The sequence below is a fragment of the Rhizobium rhizoryzae genome, from assembly GCF_011046895.1.
Lineage (GTDB): Bacteria > Pseudomonadota > Alphaproteobacteria > Rhizobiales > Rhizobiaceae > Neorhizobium > Neorhizobium rhizoryzae.
This window is the reverse complement of sequence record NZ_CP049250.1, coordinates 2,272,052-2,289,082: the sequence shown is the minus strand read 5'-3', so window position 1 is coordinate 2,289,082 and position 17,031 is coordinate 2,272,052. Positions and strand designations below refer to the sequence as shown.

Annotated in this window: 14 protein-coding genes and 1 other RNA gene; 7 read left to right on the top strand and 8 right to left on the bottom strand. The window is 58.7% G+C overall.

The window, feature by feature from the left end; all coding sequences use genetic code 11:
• Window positions 1-179: 179 nt before the first annotated feature.
• Entirely contained in the window at window positions 180-2,282 is a 2,103-nt protein-coding gene (locus G6N80_RS16880) for an ATP-binding protein (RefSeq protein ID WP_165135474.1), read from the top strand.
• Here the strand turns inward: G6N80_RS16880 and miaA are convergent.
• On the bottom strand, window positions 2,267-3,187 hold the full coding sequence (gene miaA, locus G6N80_RS16875) for a tRNA (adenosine(37)-N6)-dimethylallyltransferase MiaA (RefSeq protein ID WP_165137147.1): 921 nt from the start codon (window positions 3,185-3,187) through the stop codon (window positions 2,267-2,269). The genes G6N80_RS16880 and miaA overlap by 16 nt on opposite strands.
• Here miaA and serB point away from each other — a divergent pair.
• Entirely contained in the window at window positions 3,186-4,076 is an 891-nt protein-coding gene (gene serB, locus G6N80_RS16870) for a phosphoserine phosphatase SerB (protein ID WP_165135471.1), read from the top strand. The genes miaA and serB overlap by 2 nt on opposite strands.
• The gene (locus G6N80_RS16865) at window positions 4,073-4,660 is read left to right on the top strand and encodes a GNAT family N-acetyltransferase (RefSeq protein WP_246251428.1); all 588 of its coding nucleotides are present in this window, start codon (window positions 4,073-4,075) and stop codon (window positions 4,658-4,660) included. The genes serB and G6N80_RS16865 overlap by 4 nt, the downstream gene beginning before the upstream one ends.
• A 9-nt stretch (window positions 4,661-4,669) precedes the next feature.
• On the opposite strand, the gene G6N80_RS16860 is transcribed toward G6N80_RS16865, so the two are convergent.
• From G6N80_RS16860 to G6N80_RS16840, 5 genes are all read right to left on the bottom strand, one after another.
• Entirely contained in the window at window positions 4,670-6,184 is a 1,515-nt protein-coding gene (locus tag G6N80_RS16860; RefSeq protein ID WP_062554175.1) for a DegQ family serine endoprotease, read from the bottom strand.
• A gap of 217 nt (window positions 6,185-6,401) precedes the next feature.
• Window positions 6,402-7,334 (bottom strand): protease modulator HflC, encoded by a 933-nt coding sequence (gene hflC, locus G6N80_RS16855; protein WP_062554174.1) that lies wholly within the window; start codon window positions 7,332-7,334, stop codon window positions 6,402-6,404.
• Window positions 7,331-8,449, bottom strand: coding sequence for an FtsH protease activity modulator HflK (hflK, locus tag G6N80_RS16850; RefSeq protein WP_062554760.1), 1,119 nt, complete (start codon window positions 8,447-8,449; stop codon window positions 7,331-7,333). The genes hflC and hflK overlap by 4 nt, the downstream gene beginning before the upstream one ends.
• 145 nt (window positions 8,450-8,594) lie before the next feature.
• Entirely contained in the window at window positions 8,595-9,134 is a 540-nt protein-coding gene (locus G6N80_RS16845) for a dihydrofolate reductase (RefSeq protein WP_062554173.1), read from the bottom strand.
• Entirely contained in the window at window positions 9,134-9,928 is a 795-nt protein-coding gene (locus G6N80_RS16840) for a thymidylate synthase (RefSeq protein ID WP_062554172.1), read from the bottom strand. The genes G6N80_RS16845 and G6N80_RS16840 overlap by 1 nt, the downstream gene beginning before the upstream one ends.
• Window positions 9,929-10,043: 115 nt before the next feature.
• Between G6N80_RS16840 and ssrA the strand changes: the two genes are divergently transcribed.
• From ssrA to G6N80_RS16820, 4 genes are all read left to right on the top strand, one after another.
• Window positions 10,044-10,421, top strand: a transfer-messenger RNA (tmRNA) gene (ssrA, locus tag G6N80_RS16835).
• Between the two features lie 132 nt (window positions 10,422-10,553).
• Window positions 10,554-11,066, top strand: coding sequence for an SspB family protein (locus G6N80_RS16830; RefSeq protein ID WP_062554171.1), 513 nt, complete (start codon window positions 10,554-10,556; stop codon window positions 11,064-11,066).
• A 21-nt stretch (window positions 11,067-11,087) separates the two neighbouring features.
• Complete coding sequence (locus G6N80_RS16825; RefSeq protein WP_062554759.1) at window positions 11,088-11,282, top strand: DUF4169 family protein; 195 nt, start codon at window positions 11,088-11,090, stop codon at window positions 11,280-11,282.
• Window positions 11,283-11,514: 232 nt separating this feature from the next.
• Window positions 11,515-11,730 (top strand): ribbon-helix-helix domain-containing protein, encoded by a 216-nt coding sequence (locus tag G6N80_RS16820; RefSeq protein WP_062554170.1) that lies wholly within the window; start codon window positions 11,515-11,517, stop codon window positions 11,728-11,730.
• A 22-nt stretch (window positions 11,731-11,752) separates the two neighbouring features.
• Here the strand turns inward: G6N80_RS16820 and G6N80_RS16815 are convergent, their stop codons facing one another.
• The gene (locus tag G6N80_RS16815; protein ID WP_165135468.1) at window positions 11,753-15,445 is read right to left on the bottom strand and encodes an AsmA family protein; all 3,693 of its coding nucleotides are present in this window, start codon (window positions 15,443-15,445) and stop codon (window positions 11,753-11,755) included.
• 73 nt (window positions 15,446-15,518) lie between these two features.
• Entirely contained in the window at window positions 15,519-16,934 is a 1,416-nt protein-coding gene (locus tag G6N80_RS16810; protein ID WP_165135465.1) for an FAD-binding oxidoreductase, read from the bottom strand.
• Window positions 16,935-17,031 lie beyond the last annotated feature (97 nt).

Below are 17,031 nucleotides of genomic sequence, written 5' to 3'. Positions count from 1 at the left end.
AGGCACTTCCACCTTCCTTGTCCGCGATCGTACCGACCATGATGATGTTCGAAAACGAAGCGTGTGTCACAGAGCGGAAAGGAGTTGTTAAGGCCGGATCACTATGGTCATGGAAATTAAGCATTATTCCATCCGAGGATGATGATATCCGGTCATAGCCTGATGACAGAGGCCATTCGTTGCGTAATCACGACCTTCAAAAATCGGCATCGGCTGGAGAGCAGGAACGGCGAGACGGGATGCACCCCGGCAACCGACTGCTGGGTCGCGTCGTTGCCTGCACGGGGTCGCGCGCAACAATCTCGGCAGTGACCGAAGGTGGCTCGACGGAACTCTCCGAACTCTGGTCTGTAGGCCGTTTGATTTCCATCAGCGTCGGAACGAACCGCGTCGTTGCCCTTACCTGCTCCATGGCAACAGCCGGGAACCATTGGGGCGAAACGCGCGACAACGAATTCCATGTCGAGGTCGAATTGCTCGGGGAAGTGCGCGTCGGACCTGATGGACGCGAGGAATTCAGCGGCGGCATTTCCGCCTATCCCTATCTCGGGGCCATCGCCCATCGAATTCGCTCCGCCGACCTGGTTCGCATCTATGATACCGGCAAGGCAGATACCTGCGTGGTCGGAAAGCTGACCCAGGACGAAAGCATCGACGCAGCAATCCACATCCCGTCCATGCTTTCCAAGCACTTCGCCATCGTTGGCTCCACCGGCGTTGGCAAGTCCACGGCAGTCTCTCTGCTTCTGCACAAGGCGATTGAAATCGACCCCAAGCTGCGTGTTCTCATTCTCGATCCTCACAACGAGTTCGCCGCTGCCTTTCCAGACCATGCCGTGGTCATCGATACGGACAATCTGGACCTGCCCTTCTGGCTGATGCGTCTGGACGAATTCTCCGAGATTGTATTCCGCGGGCGCCCGGCCGTAGCCGAAGAAATGGACATCCTGCGAGACCTGATTCCGGAGGCCAAGAAAGCCTTTCGTGGCAGCGAATCTTCGCTGATGCGCCGGCAGACCGAACGAAGCTCGGTCACCGCAGACACGCCCGTTCCCTACCGTATGGCTGACCTGCTGGCGCTTATTGACGAGCGCATCGGCCGTCTGGAGGGTCGAAGCGAGAAGCCCGCGCTCCGTTCGCTGAAGATGCGTATCATGGCGGCGATCAATGATCCCCGCTATCACTTCATGTTCTCCAACAATACGATCAATGACACGATCATGGAGACAATTGCGCATATCTTCCGGATTCCGGGAGACGATCGTCCGATTTCCACGTTCCAGCTGTCCGGCATCCCTTCGGAAGTCGTGAATTCGGTCGCCTCCATCCTGTGCCGTATGGCCTTCGAGTTGGCGCTGTGGAGCGACGGCGCCATTCACATGCTGGTGGTTTGTGAAGAAGCGCATCGTTACGTTCCGGCAGACAGGGACCTGGGTTTTTTCCCGACCCGTCAGGCAATTGCGCGCATTGCCAAGGAAGGCCGCAAATACGGCGTTTCGCTGGGCGTCATCACCCAGCGCCCCGGCGAACTGGACCAGACGATCCTGTCTCAATGCTCGACCATCTTTGCGATGCGGCTGGCGAATGATCGTGACCAGGACATCATCCGTTCGGCGATCCCGAACTCGTCTGTGTCAAACACCAGCTTCATTTCCTCCATCGGCAACGGTGAAGCGATCGCCTTTGGTGAGGCCATCACGGTTCCAATGCGCATGCGCTTTACTCGTCTGAGCGAAGATATGCTGCCGAAGGCAAACGGCGTCTCCGACAAGGGAAGCGAGATTACACCGGACAATGTCGATCTGCGGACGATCGTCACACGCATGCGTGCAATCAGCGGTCCCGATATCTCCGCCTTCCAGAAAAGTGTCAGCGCTTCCGATCAGAGGGAGGGCATGCGCCAGGATGCCCCGGCCGCAGAGCCGGAAGTGGAAAGTTGGGAGCGGGAACTGAAGGCGCAGGTCGAGCGCCGCTATTCAAGCCCGCCTCCGGCGCCTCCCTACACTCCCGGTGCAGAACGCGTGACACCCGTCGAGCCTCGGTTGGAATCCTATCGGCCGGATATGCTTCCCGGCGCCCGCAATGAGCCACCTGCTCCGGCTGACTCGCGGATCCTGCGACGCGAGCCTTCGCCGGAGCCCGCGCCGACTTATCCAGCGCAGCCGCGTTCCTACGGAAACGAAGATGTGCAGGCCGTTCGCAATACGCTTCTGCGCCGCGAAGGGTCTCTGCGGGACTCGCTTCTCAGAAAACCGCTGAGCAGCCTCTACGACAAGGATTGAGCCGGGTCGTAGGGGTCAAATCGCTCCCAGCTTTCATCCATCTGATTGCGGAACCACGTCATTTGGCGCTTGGCGTATTGTCGCGTGAGGGCAGAGCCTCGCTCGACAACCATTTCGCGCGTCATGTCTCCACGCAAATGCGCAGCAATTTCCGCAACGCCAATCGCTTTCATTGCTGTCGCATCCGAAGGAGGATCGAGCGTAAGAAGTCGCTCGACTTCCTCGATCGCGCCTGTCGCCAGCATGATGTCAAACCGCCGGTTGATACGATCATGCAAAAGATCACGGTTCGGAAGAACGACGAGCTTCCGACTTCTGGCGGGATCGACGATAACCGGCCCTGACTGTTGCTGGAAATGGGCAATGGACTTGCCCGTCGCTCTGAACACCTCCAGTGCCCGCACGATCCGGTGTCCGTCAGTCAAGTTGAGGCGCTCGGCAAGTGCGGGATCACAGGCACGGAGTTCCGCATGCAGAGCTTCCGACCCATCGTCGAGCAGACGCTGACGTAAACCCTCCCGGATCTCGGCTGGAATTTCCGGCATGTCGGAGAGACCGCCCGTCAGCGCCTTGAAGTAAAGCCCGGTTCCACCGACGAAGACTGGCAGACAGCCTTCCGCGCGTAATTCGGATAGCAAAGCCTGCACATCTCTCAGCCAGTCGCCAGTCGAATAACTGCGAACAGCTGGAACATGACCGTAGAGATGGTGCGGGATTTCCTCCATCTCCTCTTCGGAAGGACGCGCAGTCAGGACGCGCAGCGTATCGTAGACCTGCATACTGTCTGCGTTGATCACGACACCGTTGTGTTGACGGGCAAGCGATAGCGCAAGCGCCGACTTGCCGCCCGCCGTTGGCCCGGTTATCAGGATGGCCTCGATATCTTGCCGAAGGTTGTTCATCATGGCTCTCGTTGCCACGCTCATTGCCCATCCGTCAAACCCTGTTCTTGATGCCAAGGCGGGAGAACGCGCAGCCGAAGCCGTCAATGCTGCCGGTCTATACTGGCTGGCCGATGGCATTGCCTGCGATGTGGCGCTTCGCAACGAAGCTGATGCGGCGGTAAGCGAGCAGCAGTTGCGCCACGCCCTATCCGACCTTCCGATCGATGTCGTCGTTCAGCATGTCGAGACACGCCGGAAGAAGATCCTCATCGCCGACATGGATTCCACCATGATTGGTCAGGAATGTATCGATGAGCTTGCCGATGTCGTTGGGCTGAAGGAGCAGGTATCCGCCATCACCGCCCGTGCCATGAACGGCGAAATCGCGTTCGAACCGGCACTCCGGGAACGGGTGGCGCTGCTGAAAGGTCTCCCGATCACGGTCGTGGATGATGTCATTGCCAAGCGCATCACGCTCACCTCCGGCGGGCCGGAACTCATCGCCACCATGCGCGCCAAAGGTTTCTACACGGCACTCGTATCGGGCGGTTTCACCGTCTTCACCAGTCGTATCGCGGATATGCTGGGCTTTCACGAAAACCGCGCGAACCTTCTGCTGGAGAAGGATGGCATCCTTACCGGGGAAGTCGCCGAACCGATTCTCGGCAAGCAGGCCAAGGTCGACGCGCTGAACGACATCGCTGAGAAGCTTGGGATCTCCCCGGATGAGGCGATGGCAGTCGGTGACGGCGCGAATGATCTCGGCATGCTGGGTCTCGCCGGGTCCGGCGTTGCGCTCCACGCAAAACCCACGGTATCTGCGCAGGCGAAGATGCGCATAGACCATTCGGACCTGACAGCGCTTCTCTACATTCAGGGCTATCGCAGAAGCGATTTCGTCACACCATGATGGCCGGTGGAGCACCGCGGATCATTCTGGAGACGGAACGACTGGTTCTGCGCAGCTGGCTTGAGCGGGACCGCGATCTCTTTCGGGAGATCAATGCAGATCCGAAGGTGATGGAGTTCTTTCCCTTCCGCCGCAATCATGCCGAAGCCGATGCGCTGTTTGATCGCGTCAACGCGATGATCAAGGAAGATGGCCTCGGCTTCTATGCTGTCGAATTGAAGGAGACGGGCGAAGCCATGGGCTTCTGCGGTCTGGCTCCGGCCAACATGCCCGGCATCTTTCCCTCGGAGACGATCGAGATCGGTTGGCGCCTTGCCACCCGCTTCTGGGGCCACGGCTACGTCACCGAAGCGGCGGCCGCACTCATCAGCCACGGTTTTGGCGCCATGCAACTGGCGGCAATCGTTTCCTTCGCGGTCGAGAGCAATCACCGGTCAACGGCTGTGATGAAGCGCATCGGCATGAGGCGCTGCCCGGAAATGGATTTCGACCATCCGCGCGTGCCGGATACACACCCGCATCTCAAGCGGCATGTCACCTACGCAATCATCAATGAAACGGTCTTGCCTGGACTGAAGGATTGAAGTCCCGCTCTATTCGAGCGGGATTGCGACAAAACGCAGTTGGCCATCCGGTCCCGCAATCATCATATGCGCATTACGGCGCCCCTCACCCTTCAGCTCGTTGATCCGGTTGATGACATCATCCGGCGATGACGTGAAGCTCTGGCCGACTTCGACGATGACTTCGCCGACCTTCAGGCCCTTTTCCGCTGCAGGTGAACCGGCCTGCACGGCGGTGATAACAACGCCTTCGACGCTGTCGGCAATGCCGAAGTTCTTTTGACGTTCGTCTGTCAGATCGGAAAGAGTGAGCCCGAGGACGGAAACAGTATCCTGTGGCGGCTGGGGCGCCTGGTTCTGGCCGTCCTTTTTCTGGTCTTTCTCGGCAAGGGCAGGTGCATCGTCACCCGTCTCGGCCTCGGCCCCATCCTCAAGCCGGCCAAGGGTGACCTTGACTGTCTGTTCCTTGCCATCACGCATGATGATGACGTCCACAGCCTTGCCGACAGGGCTTTCGGCGACCGCGAGCGGTAGATCGCGCATTTCCTTCACCTGCTTGCCATCGAAAGTTATGATCACATCGCCAGCCTTGATAGTTCCGTTGTCAACCGGACCACCCTTGATCACGCCGGAAACGAGCGCGCCGCGCGCTTCCTTCAGGCCCAGGCTTTCGGACACTTCATCTGTCACAGGTTGGATGCGCACGCCGAGCCAGCCACGACGCGTTTCACCGAACTCGATCAGCTGCTGCACGATATTTTGCGCAAGTTCTGTCGGAACGGCGAAGCCGATCCCGATCGAGCCACCGCTTGGGGAAATGATGGCTGTGTTGATGCCGATCACCTCGCCATACATGTTGAACAGCGGGCCACCGGAATTACCCTTGTTGATGGCAGCATCGGTCTGGATGAAGTTGTCGTAGGGTCCGGCATTGATGTTACGGCCCCGCGCCGAGATGATGCCGATGGTCACCGAACCGCCGAGCCCGAACGGATTGCCGATGGCCATGACCCAGTCGCCAATGCGCATTTTCTTGGAATCGCCGAACTTCACCGCCTTGAGAGGCGCCTTTGGTTCAACCTTCAGAACAGACAGGTCCGTCTTGGTATCCGTGCCGACGAGCTTTGCCTTGAGCTTCGTGCCGTTCGGGAAGATGACCTCGATATCGTCGGCACCCTCGATGACGTGATTGTTGGTGACGACATAGCCGGACGGATCGATCACGAAACCGGAGCCCAGCGAGTTGACCTTGCGGTTTCCCTGACCCTTTTCCTGACCGTCGAAGAAATCGTCAAAGAATTCCTGGAACGGCGAGCCCTTCGGCGATTGCGGGCTGGCGCCCTCACCCTTGACGCTCTGCGAGGTCGAAATGTTGACGACAGCATCGAGCAGCCCTTCCGCCAGATCCGCCACGGAGGCAGGTCCGGTCTGCGGCATCGCAACCTTTGGCGCTGTCGTCGGTGCGTTAGGCACCTGCGCGAAAGCTGGCACGACTGGCCCAGTGATTGGCCCACTGGCCAGGGCCACAGCCAGAACGGATGCCATCGAATACCTCAAGGACAGTTGGAAGGTCTTCACAGTCAGGCTCCTCGTTCCGGAATGCTTTAGCAATGCGTCATTTAAGCGAGACGCTTCATGAAAGATAAGGCGGAATAACGACGGGGGAAATTATCTTTTCGTGAGCCCACAGCGAAGTTACTGAACTTAAGCAAGCGACCACGAAAATGCAGAGGGCGGCTCGAAAGCCGCCCTCGCTATTGAATTACTGCTGTGCAGGCTGCGCCGGTGCCGCAGGCGGCACGCTTCCTGCGGTCGCGCCGGAGCTTTGGTTGAAGTACTTGAAGAACTGCGAGTCCGGGCTGAGAACCATCGTCGTTCCCTTGTCGCTCAGAGCAGCCGTATAGGCACGCATGGAGCGATAGAACTCGAAGAAGCCAGGATCGCGAGCGAAGGCTTCGCCAAAGATCCGGTTACGCTGCGCATCACCCTCACCGCGAATGATTTCCGCATCACGCTGGGCTTCCGACACAAGTTCGACCACCTGACGATCCGCGATGGCGCGACGGCGCTGGCCCTGTTCGTTACCACGGGCGCGGATCAGCTCCGCTTCGGCAAGACGTTCTGCCTTCATGCGCTGATAGGTCTGCTGCGAGACTTCACGCGTCAGATCCGTACGACGGATGCGAACATCGCGAATGTTCAAGCCGAGGCTTTCCGCAGCGGCCTGCAGATCGGCCCGGACCTCCTGCATCATCGCGGAACGTTCGTCGGAAAGCGCGGCGCTGAAGTTCCGCAAACCGTAGACACGGCGCAGAGCAGCATCGAGACGCGTACGTAGACGCGATTCGGCGGCGTTACGGTCACCGGATACGGTACCACGGAAGCGGCCAGCATCGGAGATCTGGTAGACCACGAAGGCATCGACTTCGTAGAAGGCACCACCGCGAACCTGAACGCGGATGTTGTCGATATCGAAGCGCAGCGCGCGGTTTTCGATATACTGCACGCGATCAGCATCCATGAAAGCGAAGGGCAGCTTGAAGTACAGGCCCGGTTGCGACTTCACCGACTGGATCTGACCGAAACGCACGACGATAGCCTGCTCGCGCTCGTTCACGACAAAGACGGATGAATAGGCAAGGAAAAGCACGAGGCCAAGTCCAATCAGGACGGCTGGGAGACGACTGGAGTTCATGGACGGCCTCCCTGGTTCGTGTTGGTCGTACCCGCATTCGGACGGATCATTTCATTGAGCGGCAAGTAGGGAACAACGCCCTGCTTGTCGTCCAGAATGATCTTGTTCGAGTTCTTCAGCACGTTTTCCATGGTCTCCAGGAAGATGCGCTCACGCGTCACATCCGGAGCAACCTTGTAGGCGTCGTAGATGGATACGAAGCGCTGTGCTTCACCGGTCGCCTCATTCACGACGCGATCCTTATAGGCTGAAGCCTCTTCGCGAACCTGTGCCGCCTGACCGCGTGCCTGACCAAGCTTCTGGTTGGCATACTGGTTGGCTTCTTCAACGAAACGATCTTCGTCCTGCTCGGCGCGCTGCACTTCTTCGAAGGCATCGGCAACCTCGCGCGGCGGCGCTGCATCTTCGATCGGCACCGCATTGATCGCAATACCGGAACCATAGGTATCCATGGTGCCCTGAATGATATCGCGAACCTCGGTGGAGATCTGTTCGCGCGCATTACGGAACACATCCTGTGCCGGGCGACGGCCAACGACTTCACGCATGGCGCTTTCAGCAACCTGCTGCAGCGTTGCGTTCGGGCTTTCAAGGTTGAAGAGATAGGCGCGCGGATCGGTGACCGTAAACAGCACCGAGAACTGCACGTTCACGATGTTCTGGTCGCCGGACAGCATCAGGCCTTCGGTAGAATTCGCGTTGCCACGCCCACCGATATTCTGCTGCTGCTCGGTAACCTTCACGATCTCGACCGTTTCCACGGGCCAGAAATGCCAGTGAAGGCCCGGACCTGAAACTTCGTCCTTCGGCTTTCCGAAGCGAAGCTCTACGCCGCGCTCATCCGGCTGAACCGTGTAGACCGATTGGAATGCCACAAATGCCAGAATGACGAGGAGAACGATTGCCAGCGCTCCACCGTTGAACCCGCCGGGCACTGCTCCGCGCAACCGGTCTTGGCTGCGACGAATAATGTCCTCCAGGTCCGGCGGTCCGCCGTTACCCCCTCCATTACCGCCGCCACCACCTCGGGGGCGATTGGGGCCTTGCCCCCAAGGCCCCTGATTATTGCCGCCGCCCCCCCAGGGACCGCCGCCATTCTGATTGCTCCAAGGCATCAAAACCTCTTTGTTCGTGAAACTCCCACCCTCGATCAACCGCGCCGGAACTTGCGGCAGCCGGGTCTTGCCCCGTTATAGGTATGCGCAACACCGCTTTCAACGCGCCAAGGGGTCACTTCGCAGTGTTTGGTAACGAAATGTTTCAAATGGCCGCAGCCCGACGTCGATAAACGGCAAAAACCGTTGGAAAATTGTCCTTCTCGCCTGCCGGAACCGGTTCTCTTTCCACACATTCGAATATGTGGTCATCAACCACTGGAAAGTACGTGTCGCCATCTTCGATCACCGCATCCACATGAGTGAGATACAGGCGATCGGCGAGCGGCAGGGCCTGCGCATAGATCTCGCCACCACCGATCACCGCTATTTCGCGGGCATTTGTCTCGACGGCAATCGCTTGCGCCCGCTGCAAAGCCTTGGCGAGCGAATCGACCGTTTCGACACCGTCCGCCGCATACGCAGGATCCCGTGTCACAACCACATGCGGACGCCCAGGCAACGGTCGTCCGCCGAAGCTCTCGAAGGTCTTGCGACCGACGATGACCGGATTTCCCAGCGTCATCGCCTTGAAGCGCTTTAGGTCGGTCGACAACTTCCACGGCATATCGCCGTTGCGACCAATCACCCTGTTGGTCGACACCGCCGCAATGAGAACGACCGGCCTTTTTGCGTCATCATCCATTACACGGCCACCTTGGCCTTGATATGCGGATGCGCCTCATAGCCGACCAGGTTGAAATCCTCGAACGTGAAGCCGAAGAGATCGGTCACGTCTGGATTGATCTCCATGCGCGGCAGCGGCTTTGGCTCGCGCTGCATCTGAATTTCTGCCTGCTCGAAATGGTTGGAATAGATGTGGGCATCACCCAGCGTATGGATGAACTCACCCGGCTTGTAGCCCGTAACCTGCGCCACCATCATCGTCAGAAGCGCGTAGGATGCGATGTTGAATGGAACGCCGAGGAAGATATCCGCAGAACGCTGATAAAGCTGACAGGAGAGCCGGTCCCCGGATACGTAGAACTGGAAAAGGCAATGACAGGGCGGAAGCGCCATGTCGTCCACCTGGGCAGGATTCCAGGCAGAAACGATGTGACGGCGTGAGTTCGGGTTCTTCCTGATCGCATCGACGAGATTGGCGATCTGGTCCACGTGCCCGCCATCCGGCTTTGGCCAGGAACGCCATTGATAGCCGTAGACCGGACCCAGATTACCCTGCTCATCTGCCCATTCGTCCCAGATCGAAACACCGTTTTCCTTCAGATAGGCAATGTTCGTATCGCCCTTCAGGAACCACAGCAATTCGTGGATAATGGAACGCAGATGCAGTTTCTTTGTCGTGACGATCGGAAACCCATCCGCAAGATCGAAACGCATCTGATAGCCGAAAACGGAGCGCGTGCCAGTTCCGGTCCGGTCTCCACGGTCGGTTCCGGTTTCCATGACATGGCGAAGAAGGTCGAGATACTGTTTCATGACAGGCCTGTAGATTCTGCTGGAGCGCAATTATAGGCCCGAAGGCCGCAAACGATAGTGCTCGCGGGTCTTATCCACGCTGCTTTGCCAATTGTATGAAGGGAATGCACAATCTCCCCTTTTCATCGCGCAGAGAAACACCTATATCAGCTTCGCCGGGGCTTGCTCCGGCTATGGCGATAAATGGTCGGTGTAATAAACCTATTGGACCCGGGGGCGGTACCCGGCGCCTCCACCAAAAACCGGTCGGCAAGTGAGTATGTCTCAGACCGGCTTTTGATGGGGGCGAAATAGGATCGACAAGGGCGTAAAGATCGTACTTTTGCTCGGCATGATACCGCCGTTATCGGGTCACAAGTGTAGTTGCAAACGACAACAACGCTAAGGGTTACGCTCTCGCTGCCTAATGGCGGTGCGGGAAACCCGCTCCAAGTCCTCTAGGTTAGCCCCTTGAGGCGGGGTCCGAAGGCACCTGGCAACAGAAGCCTTCACCTTCCCGCTTCACGTGTTTTTCGCTATCTTCGTCATGACTCGTCTCACCGGGGCTTCCGCACGGAAACTTGCTGGCTTATAACGGGCAGACAAATCGCAAGAAAAACATCGAACTGATTGGAAGACAATGACGATGGGTCAGGATCATATCCGTTACGACATTCTGGCACAGGACGCCCTTCGCGGCGTTATTCGCAAGGTTTTGTCAGAAGTGGCTGCTACCAGCCGCCTGCCGGGCGACCATCATTTTTTCATCACGTTCCTCACCGGCGCCCCGGGTGTGCGGATTTCGACTCATTTGAAGGACAAGTATCCGGAACAGATGACAATCGTCATCCAGCACCAGTTCTGGGATCTCAAGGTGTCCGATACGCATTTCGAAATCGGTCTTTCGTTCTCGGATACGCCCGAGCGGCTCTACATTCCATTCAACGCGATACGCGGTTTCTACGACCCATCCGTGAATTTCGAACTCGAATTCGAAGTCCCGCTTGCAGATGAGGAAGAGGCTTCCGCAGAGATCACCGCCTATCCCGCGGATGCTGTGGCCAAGCCTGCCTCTGAGGAAGAAGCGAAGTCCGATGACGACAAGAAGCCCGGTTCGGGTTCCGTTGTCTCGCTGGATTCCTTCCGCAAGAAGCACTGATTGCTGTGTGCAGGTGCTGCCATGTGCGCTGACATCATCAACCTGAAATCGGCCCGCAAGGCCAAGGCCCGCTCCGAAAAGGAGCGGCAGGCAGAGCAGAACCGCATCACATTTGGCAGAACCAAGCAGGAAAAGTCTCTGACCAAAGCCTTGAACGAGAAAGCGTCAAAGCAACTCGATCAAGGCAAGCTGGAAAAGAATGACGAGGCTGACTGAATGTCGGCCTCCGGTTTGTTGAAAAGGGCTTTCGCCTATTTTCCGTCATGCTCGGGCTTGTCCCGAGCATCTACAAACGTTTCATTTTGTTGGACTTCAGCAGATTCTCGGCACAAGGCCGAGAATGACGTCGCTGGTGGTAGGCCAGATTGTCAGTAGTCTGGAGGCTGACTAAATGTCGGGCATTGTTCATTTCCTCTGGGAACCCCTGTGAAGGCCGGAAATCGCCCGCATGATCCGCAAGCATTCCGCCACGCTCCATGGACACCGCACAAGCTTCACGCTTGAGGATGTGTTCTGGGACGAACTGAAGCTTATCGCAGAAACGCGCCAGATTAGCCTCGCGGGCCTGATTGCTGAAATCGATGATAATCGCGAGGCAGAGAGCAATCTGTCTTCCGCGCTCAGGGTCTATGTCCTGCAATGGATCAAGTCCCAGAGGCTCTAACAAGCTCCCACAGCCTTTGGCGTCAGTAGGGTGCGACCCCGGGCAAACCGTTGTTTGGGCGGAATTGATCGCCGGTCGGGGGAATCGTCAGGGTGGGCGTCGTATCCTCAGCGGCAGGCTGGCGCTGGTCGTTCGCCTTTTCCTGCTCACGCTGTCTCTGCGCTTCTGCCGCCCGCTCTTTCGCTTCCTGCTCGGCGCGGGCACGCGCCTCGGCCTCCGCCTTTTCCCGTTGCGCTTTGCGCTCTATCTCAAGCGACTGATAGAGGGACACTTCCCTGCGCAAGCGCTGCTTTTCAAGAACGCTGGCCTGAAGCGTCTCGACCCGCCTGCGCTCACGCTCGAAAGCGCGAAGCGAAAGATAGTTGGTTAGCCCACCCACTTCCAGCTCACGCGTGGGCGCGTCCCACGGACCGGAAAACTGAAGCCCAACACTCGCCTCGCCGCCTGCAATCGCGTTCTCGCCAAGCGCATACGTGACAACAAGCCTTCCGTCCAAAGTCTGGTCGGGAAGATTGAACCGCGCCTCCCCGGACAAGGCGGCCGGTCCGGCCTGTGCGGCAATGCTTTGAAACCGCAATTGGCCGGAACTCATCGTGAAGGGCAGCATCACGGCTCCGATTCGGGTTGGCCCTGCATAAAGCAGCGCCTCGGCTATCGGGCGAACCTTGCTCTCGGTCACATCGCCCTGAATGCGGTCGGCGGCACTGAGGAGAGAACTCACCGGATCCTGTGCCAGATCCGGCAAGACACCATCAGCAAGCCGCAACGAGCCCGATCCGCTGAGCGCCGTCACAAGGCCTGCCGGTGTCTTGGCCGTGGCTTCCGCGGCCAGTTCGAAGCTGAGCTTCCCCGTCGCGACAGGATGGTTGGCGCGCAGCCACATCAGAGGCGCCAGATCTGCATCCTTGAGCGCAAGACGCGATTGCAGCAGACCGATGCCATCGCTGTTCGACAGCGCCAAGCGGCCGGAAATCGTGCCGCCAAGCCATTTGCCGCGCAACTCCTCCAGCGTCATCCCGCCACTGCGATTGACGAAACGCATCGCCACATTTTGCGCAGGCTGGGTGCCCGGCGATACGAGAATCTCGTTTACGGACACATCGAGATTGAGGTCAGCCTGCCGGAACATTGGCGCTGCCAATGGCTTGGTGGACAGCTCACCCGTTTCAGCATCCTGCAGCGGTCCGTAAACCGCTTCGGCAAGCCACAATAGGTCCATGGCACCCAGGTTGAGCTTGCCGCTGATCGTCGGGATCGGAGCAGCACGATCAAAAAGGAGGTCGCCGTCCAGCGTATTGCCAGCGACAGTACCGGAGAGTTCACCAAGACGAACAGCCTTCGCATCCAACGTCATCTTTGATCGCAGATCGACGGGCAGGCCAGTCCCAAGCTGCGGCAGGCCGAAACCGCCGGCAAGCAGGGTCGGCTCGAGATCAGAACTCTTGAGGCTTACGGAATAGCTGCCATTGCCGAAACTGTCCGGCGCAAGGTTCATTCCGCCTTCAGCCACCAACTCGGTCAGATCCGTTCGGTAACCGAACCGAACCTGTATCGGCTGGGAAAGCTTGCCACTGGCGCTGACATCAATGACGCCGTTGTAGTCTCCGTCAAACGGGAAAGTGGCAATGCCAATCTGGTCGAGAAGCGTGAGCGATTCGGTGTTCGCCAGTCTGGCCGAGGCTTGAAATTCGGTTTCCTGCGTCAGGTCAAAGAGATGCAGGGCCTTAATGTCAGAGGAGATCAGCGTGCCGTTCGAACTGCCGCTTACCTTAAGGACAGCTTCATCACCCAGCGTGATGTCCGCCGTCAGCTTCGTATCGGCATACCGGTCAGCACTACGCGCCATGCGTTCCAGCACTGGGTGTCGCGGCAGGCGCTCTCTGAGCATCGCCAGAAAACCTGCTGCGTCCGGCGCCGTGAGACTGACAGTGCCCTGCCCCGTATATTCGAAGATCGAGCCTTCTCCACTCCCCTTTGCCAGAATGCTGGCGCCTGCCAGATCGGCAATGGCCAGTTGCGGCACGGTCAATTTTCCGTCGCCAAACTCGAAGCGCGTTTCAAATCCCTGCGCGCCCACGCCGAAAGCCGTCAGCCTGTCAGCCTTCAGATGCGCTGACAGCTTGTGGTCCAGCACATCGTCACCGGCGTCATTGCCGGTCATCAGCGAGGCCAGTGCCCGCAAGGCATCGAGATCGATTTCATTGCCTGCAAGATCCACCGCAAGCTGCGGCACCGCTGCCGCCTCTGTGGCGGAGGTCCGGCGAACTTGCCCCTTCAGCGTCGCGCCACCGACTGCGACTTCAAGATTGTTGAAGACCTGCACGCTGGTGGTCAAATCCACATCGGCGGAGAACCCGGCTGCCTTGAGACGCCGGATTGCCGGATCTACCTTGCCGGTCAACCAGTCGGAAAGGCCGGAAGGCTGGTTGGAGGCAAGAACCATCTTGCCCTTGAAACCGGCACTATCCCTGAGGGTCAGCCGGCCATCGAGTTCCACCTGAGTCCGGCCCGGAAGCGTGGCGACTGCATTTTCGATTTGCCATCCCGTCTGGGAGGGGCGAATGTCCAGACGGATATCCCGCAGGGTCGTCCCCTCCGTCACGATTGCCGGAAGGCTGATCGTTGCCCGTCCTGGCACCTGCGGCACGGGGATATTGGCAGCCATTTCAATCAGGGCATGAAGGCGTCTTTGGGCAGAAACATGCGGATCGCGGGCCGTCTTCCCTTTGGCCAGCATATCGCCCGCCAGCTTCTCCACATCCACCTGCTGGCCGTCCGCCGTCAGCAGGAATTCCGGTCTATCCCCGGTATCCAGCGTCGCCTCGCCGGTAATGACATAGGGGTTATCGACGGCACCGGCTTCAACACGGTATTCGGGGATCCGGATGCGCTCGTTCGTCAGCTCGAACTTGCCCTTGGTGCGTGGCGGCGGAACGCGCTTCTCCGCAACCGCCACGCCGTTGGCGACCGGCTGATCCTGAAACACGAGATTGAAGGCGCCCTTATAGGCTGGCTTCGCATCGGCCACGCCGAGCATACCGTCGAGTTGAACCTCCACCGGCTGGATATCCGGCCAGAGCCGGAGTTTGAGAGACACTTGACCGGCCTGTGCGTCTGGCTCGCCGCTGCTCAGCGAAAATCTTGCTTCATATCCGTCCAGCGTTCCGTTGCCTTCGGCACGCCACGGTCCCGCAAGCGAGCTTGCAGACAGGTCTGCTGTGAGCTTGCTGAGAGTTCTGTTGCGACCGGTCGCCTCGTCAATGAACTGGATCTCGGCGCCCGTGATGTGCACATCTTCCAGCACGACGTTACGCGCGGGAATAGCCGGACGGCTGCCGCGCATCCAGTCCAGCTTGCCGTCCTTCAAAAGGCGGATACGGGCCTTGGGGTTCACCAGCCGCATATCGAAAACACGCGCCTCGCCGGAGAGGAAGGGCGCCAGTTCCATATCCATGGAAAACTCCGCCACCTGGATCAGCGGCGTTCCATCAAGGTCCTGCCCCACGCGCACATCGCGCATCGTGACCGAAGGAAAAGGCAAAAGCCGGGCATCGACGCTACCATGCACGGTAACCTTCTTGCCAAGTATGCGGCTGGCCTGTTCTTCGAAGCTGAGCCGGAAACTGCTCCAGTCCACGAATAGCGGAGCGAACAGCGCGGCGAACAACGCGATGACCACCAGACCGCCAAACAGCAGGAAAAGACGTCCCAGCAACCGGACCACTCCTTGATTTCGGAGGTCTATTTAAAATTCTACAAGCTCCGGCACAAGCCGTACAAGGGTCGCATCAGGCGCTTTCCCGCAGGATCTTGCCAGGATTGAAGATATTCTTCGGATCGACCGCCCGCTTGATTGTCCGCATCAGGCCAAGCGCAGGTCCCGCCTCCTCTTCAAGAAAACTCATCTTGCCCTGCCCAATGCCGTGCTCGCCCGTACACGTTCCGCCGCAGGCCAGAGCGCGGCGGTTCAACCGCTCGACAAAGGCTTCGACGCGCGCAACATCCGCTGGATCCTTGTCGTTGAACAATATCGACAGATGGAAGTTGCCATCTCCGGCATGACCGACGATGGGGGCAAGGAAGTCATTCTCTACGATATCCGCATGGGTCGCAGCCACACAATCCGCCAGTTGCGAGATCGGCACGCATACATCCGTTGCTAGTATGGTAAGGTCGGGACGCAGCGCGCGCGCTGCCCAATACGCATCGTGCCGCGCCTTCCAAAGCTTGGCGCGCTCCTGCGCATCTGCCGTCCAGCGAAAACTCTCGCCACCGCATTCCTCGGCAATCATGGAAAACTGCTCGGATTGCAGGGTCACTGTCTGGTCCGTGCCATGAAACTCAAGAAAGAGAGTTGGCTTTTCTTCGTAGGAAAGACCGGAATAGGCATTGCAGGCGCGGATCTGGACCTCATCAAGCAGTTCGATGCGCGCAACGGGGATGCCCATCTGAATGGTCATGATCACGGCATCGCAGGCCGCCTTGACGCTTGGAAAAGCGCACACACCGCCGCCGATCTTTTCCGGTATTCCCTGAAGTCGAAGCGTAATGGAGGTGAAGACGCCGAGCGTTCCCTCCGAGCCCACGAAGAGCCGGGTCAGATCGTAACCTGCGGAAGACTTCTTGGCGCGGCTGCCGGTAGCAATCTCCCCGCCATCTGCCGTCACGACAGTCATGGCCAGCACATTGTCCTTCATGGTGCCATAGCGCACGGCATTCGTACCGGAAGCCCTCGTGGCCGTCATGCCACCGATAGAGGCGTTCGCACCGGGGTCGATCGGGAAAAAGAGGCCCGTATCGCGAAGATAGACGTTCAACTGCTCACGCGTCACCCCCGGCTCGACGGTCACATCCAGATCTTCCGGCGAAACGCGCAGGATACGATTCATGCGCGAGAAATCGATGGATATGCCGCCCGAAGGTGCATTGACCTGCCCTTCCAGCGACGAACCGGTGCCGAACGGAATGATCGGCACACCATGCTCGGAGCACGCTCTGACCACCGCTTTCACGTCATCGGAATTCTCGACGAACACCACAGCATCCGGCAATTGCCGGGTCAGATAGGTGGTCGTGTGGGTATGCTGCTCGCGAAAGGCCTGCCCGGTCTGAAGCTTGTCGCCAAGCGCCCCCCGCAACGCCTCGATGACAGCCGCGACTGCGGCCTCGTTTCGCACACCGGGGCGTACATCCCTCAAGACCATGATCTTCTCCATTGAATGCCGAGCGGTAGAACCTGACATCTTTGGTAGGAGAGGATCATTGTTTTGTCTATCAGTTTCGGCTCACTAATGCCCTTCT

Coding starts and splice junctions, on each gene's coding strand:
- serB (WP_165135471.1), top strand. CDS start 3,186: ATGGCTCTCGTTGCCACGCTCATTGCCCATCCGTCAAACCCTGTTCTT.
- miaA (WP_165137147.1), bottom strand. CDS start 3,187: ATGATGAACAACCTTCGGCAAGATATCGAGGCCATCCTGATAACCGGG.
- G6N80_RS16865 (WP_246251428.1), top strand. CDS start 4,073: ATGATGGCCGGTGGAGCACCGCGGATCATTCTGGAGACGGAACGACTG.
- G6N80_RS16860 (WP_062554175.1), bottom strand. CDS start 6,184: ATGGCATCCGTTCTGGCTGTGGCCCTGGCCAGTGGGCCAATCACTGGG.
- hflC (WP_062554174.1), bottom strand. CDS start 7,334: ATGAACTCCAGTCGTCTCCCAGCCGTCCTGATTGGACTTGGCCTCGTG.
- hflK (WP_062554760.1), bottom strand. CDS start 8,449: ATGCCTTGGAGCAATCAGAATGGCGGCGGTCCCTGGGGGGGCGGCGGC.
- G6N80_RS16845 (WP_062554173.1), bottom strand. CDS start 9,134: ATGGATGATGACGCAAAAAGGCCGGTCGTTCTCATTGCGGCGGTGTCG.
- G6N80_RS16840 (WP_062554172.1), bottom strand. CDS start 9,928: ATGAAACAGTATCTCGACCTTCTTCGCCATGTCATGGAAACCGGAACC.
- G6N80_RS16830 (WP_062554171.1), top strand. CDS start 10,554: ATGGGTCAGGATCATATCCGTTACGACATTCTGGCACAGGACGCCCTT.
- G6N80_RS16825 (WP_062554759.1), top strand. CDS start 11,088: ATGTGCGCTGACATCATCAACCTGAAATCGGCCCGCAAGGCCAAGGCC.
- G6N80_RS16820 (WP_062554170.1), top strand. CDS start 11,515: ATGATCCGCAAGCATTCCGCCACGCTCCATGGACACCGCACAAGCTTC.
- G6N80_RS16810 (WP_165135465.1), bottom strand. CDS start 16,934: ATGGTCTTGAGGGATGTACGCCCCGGTGTGCGAAACGAGGCCGCAGTC.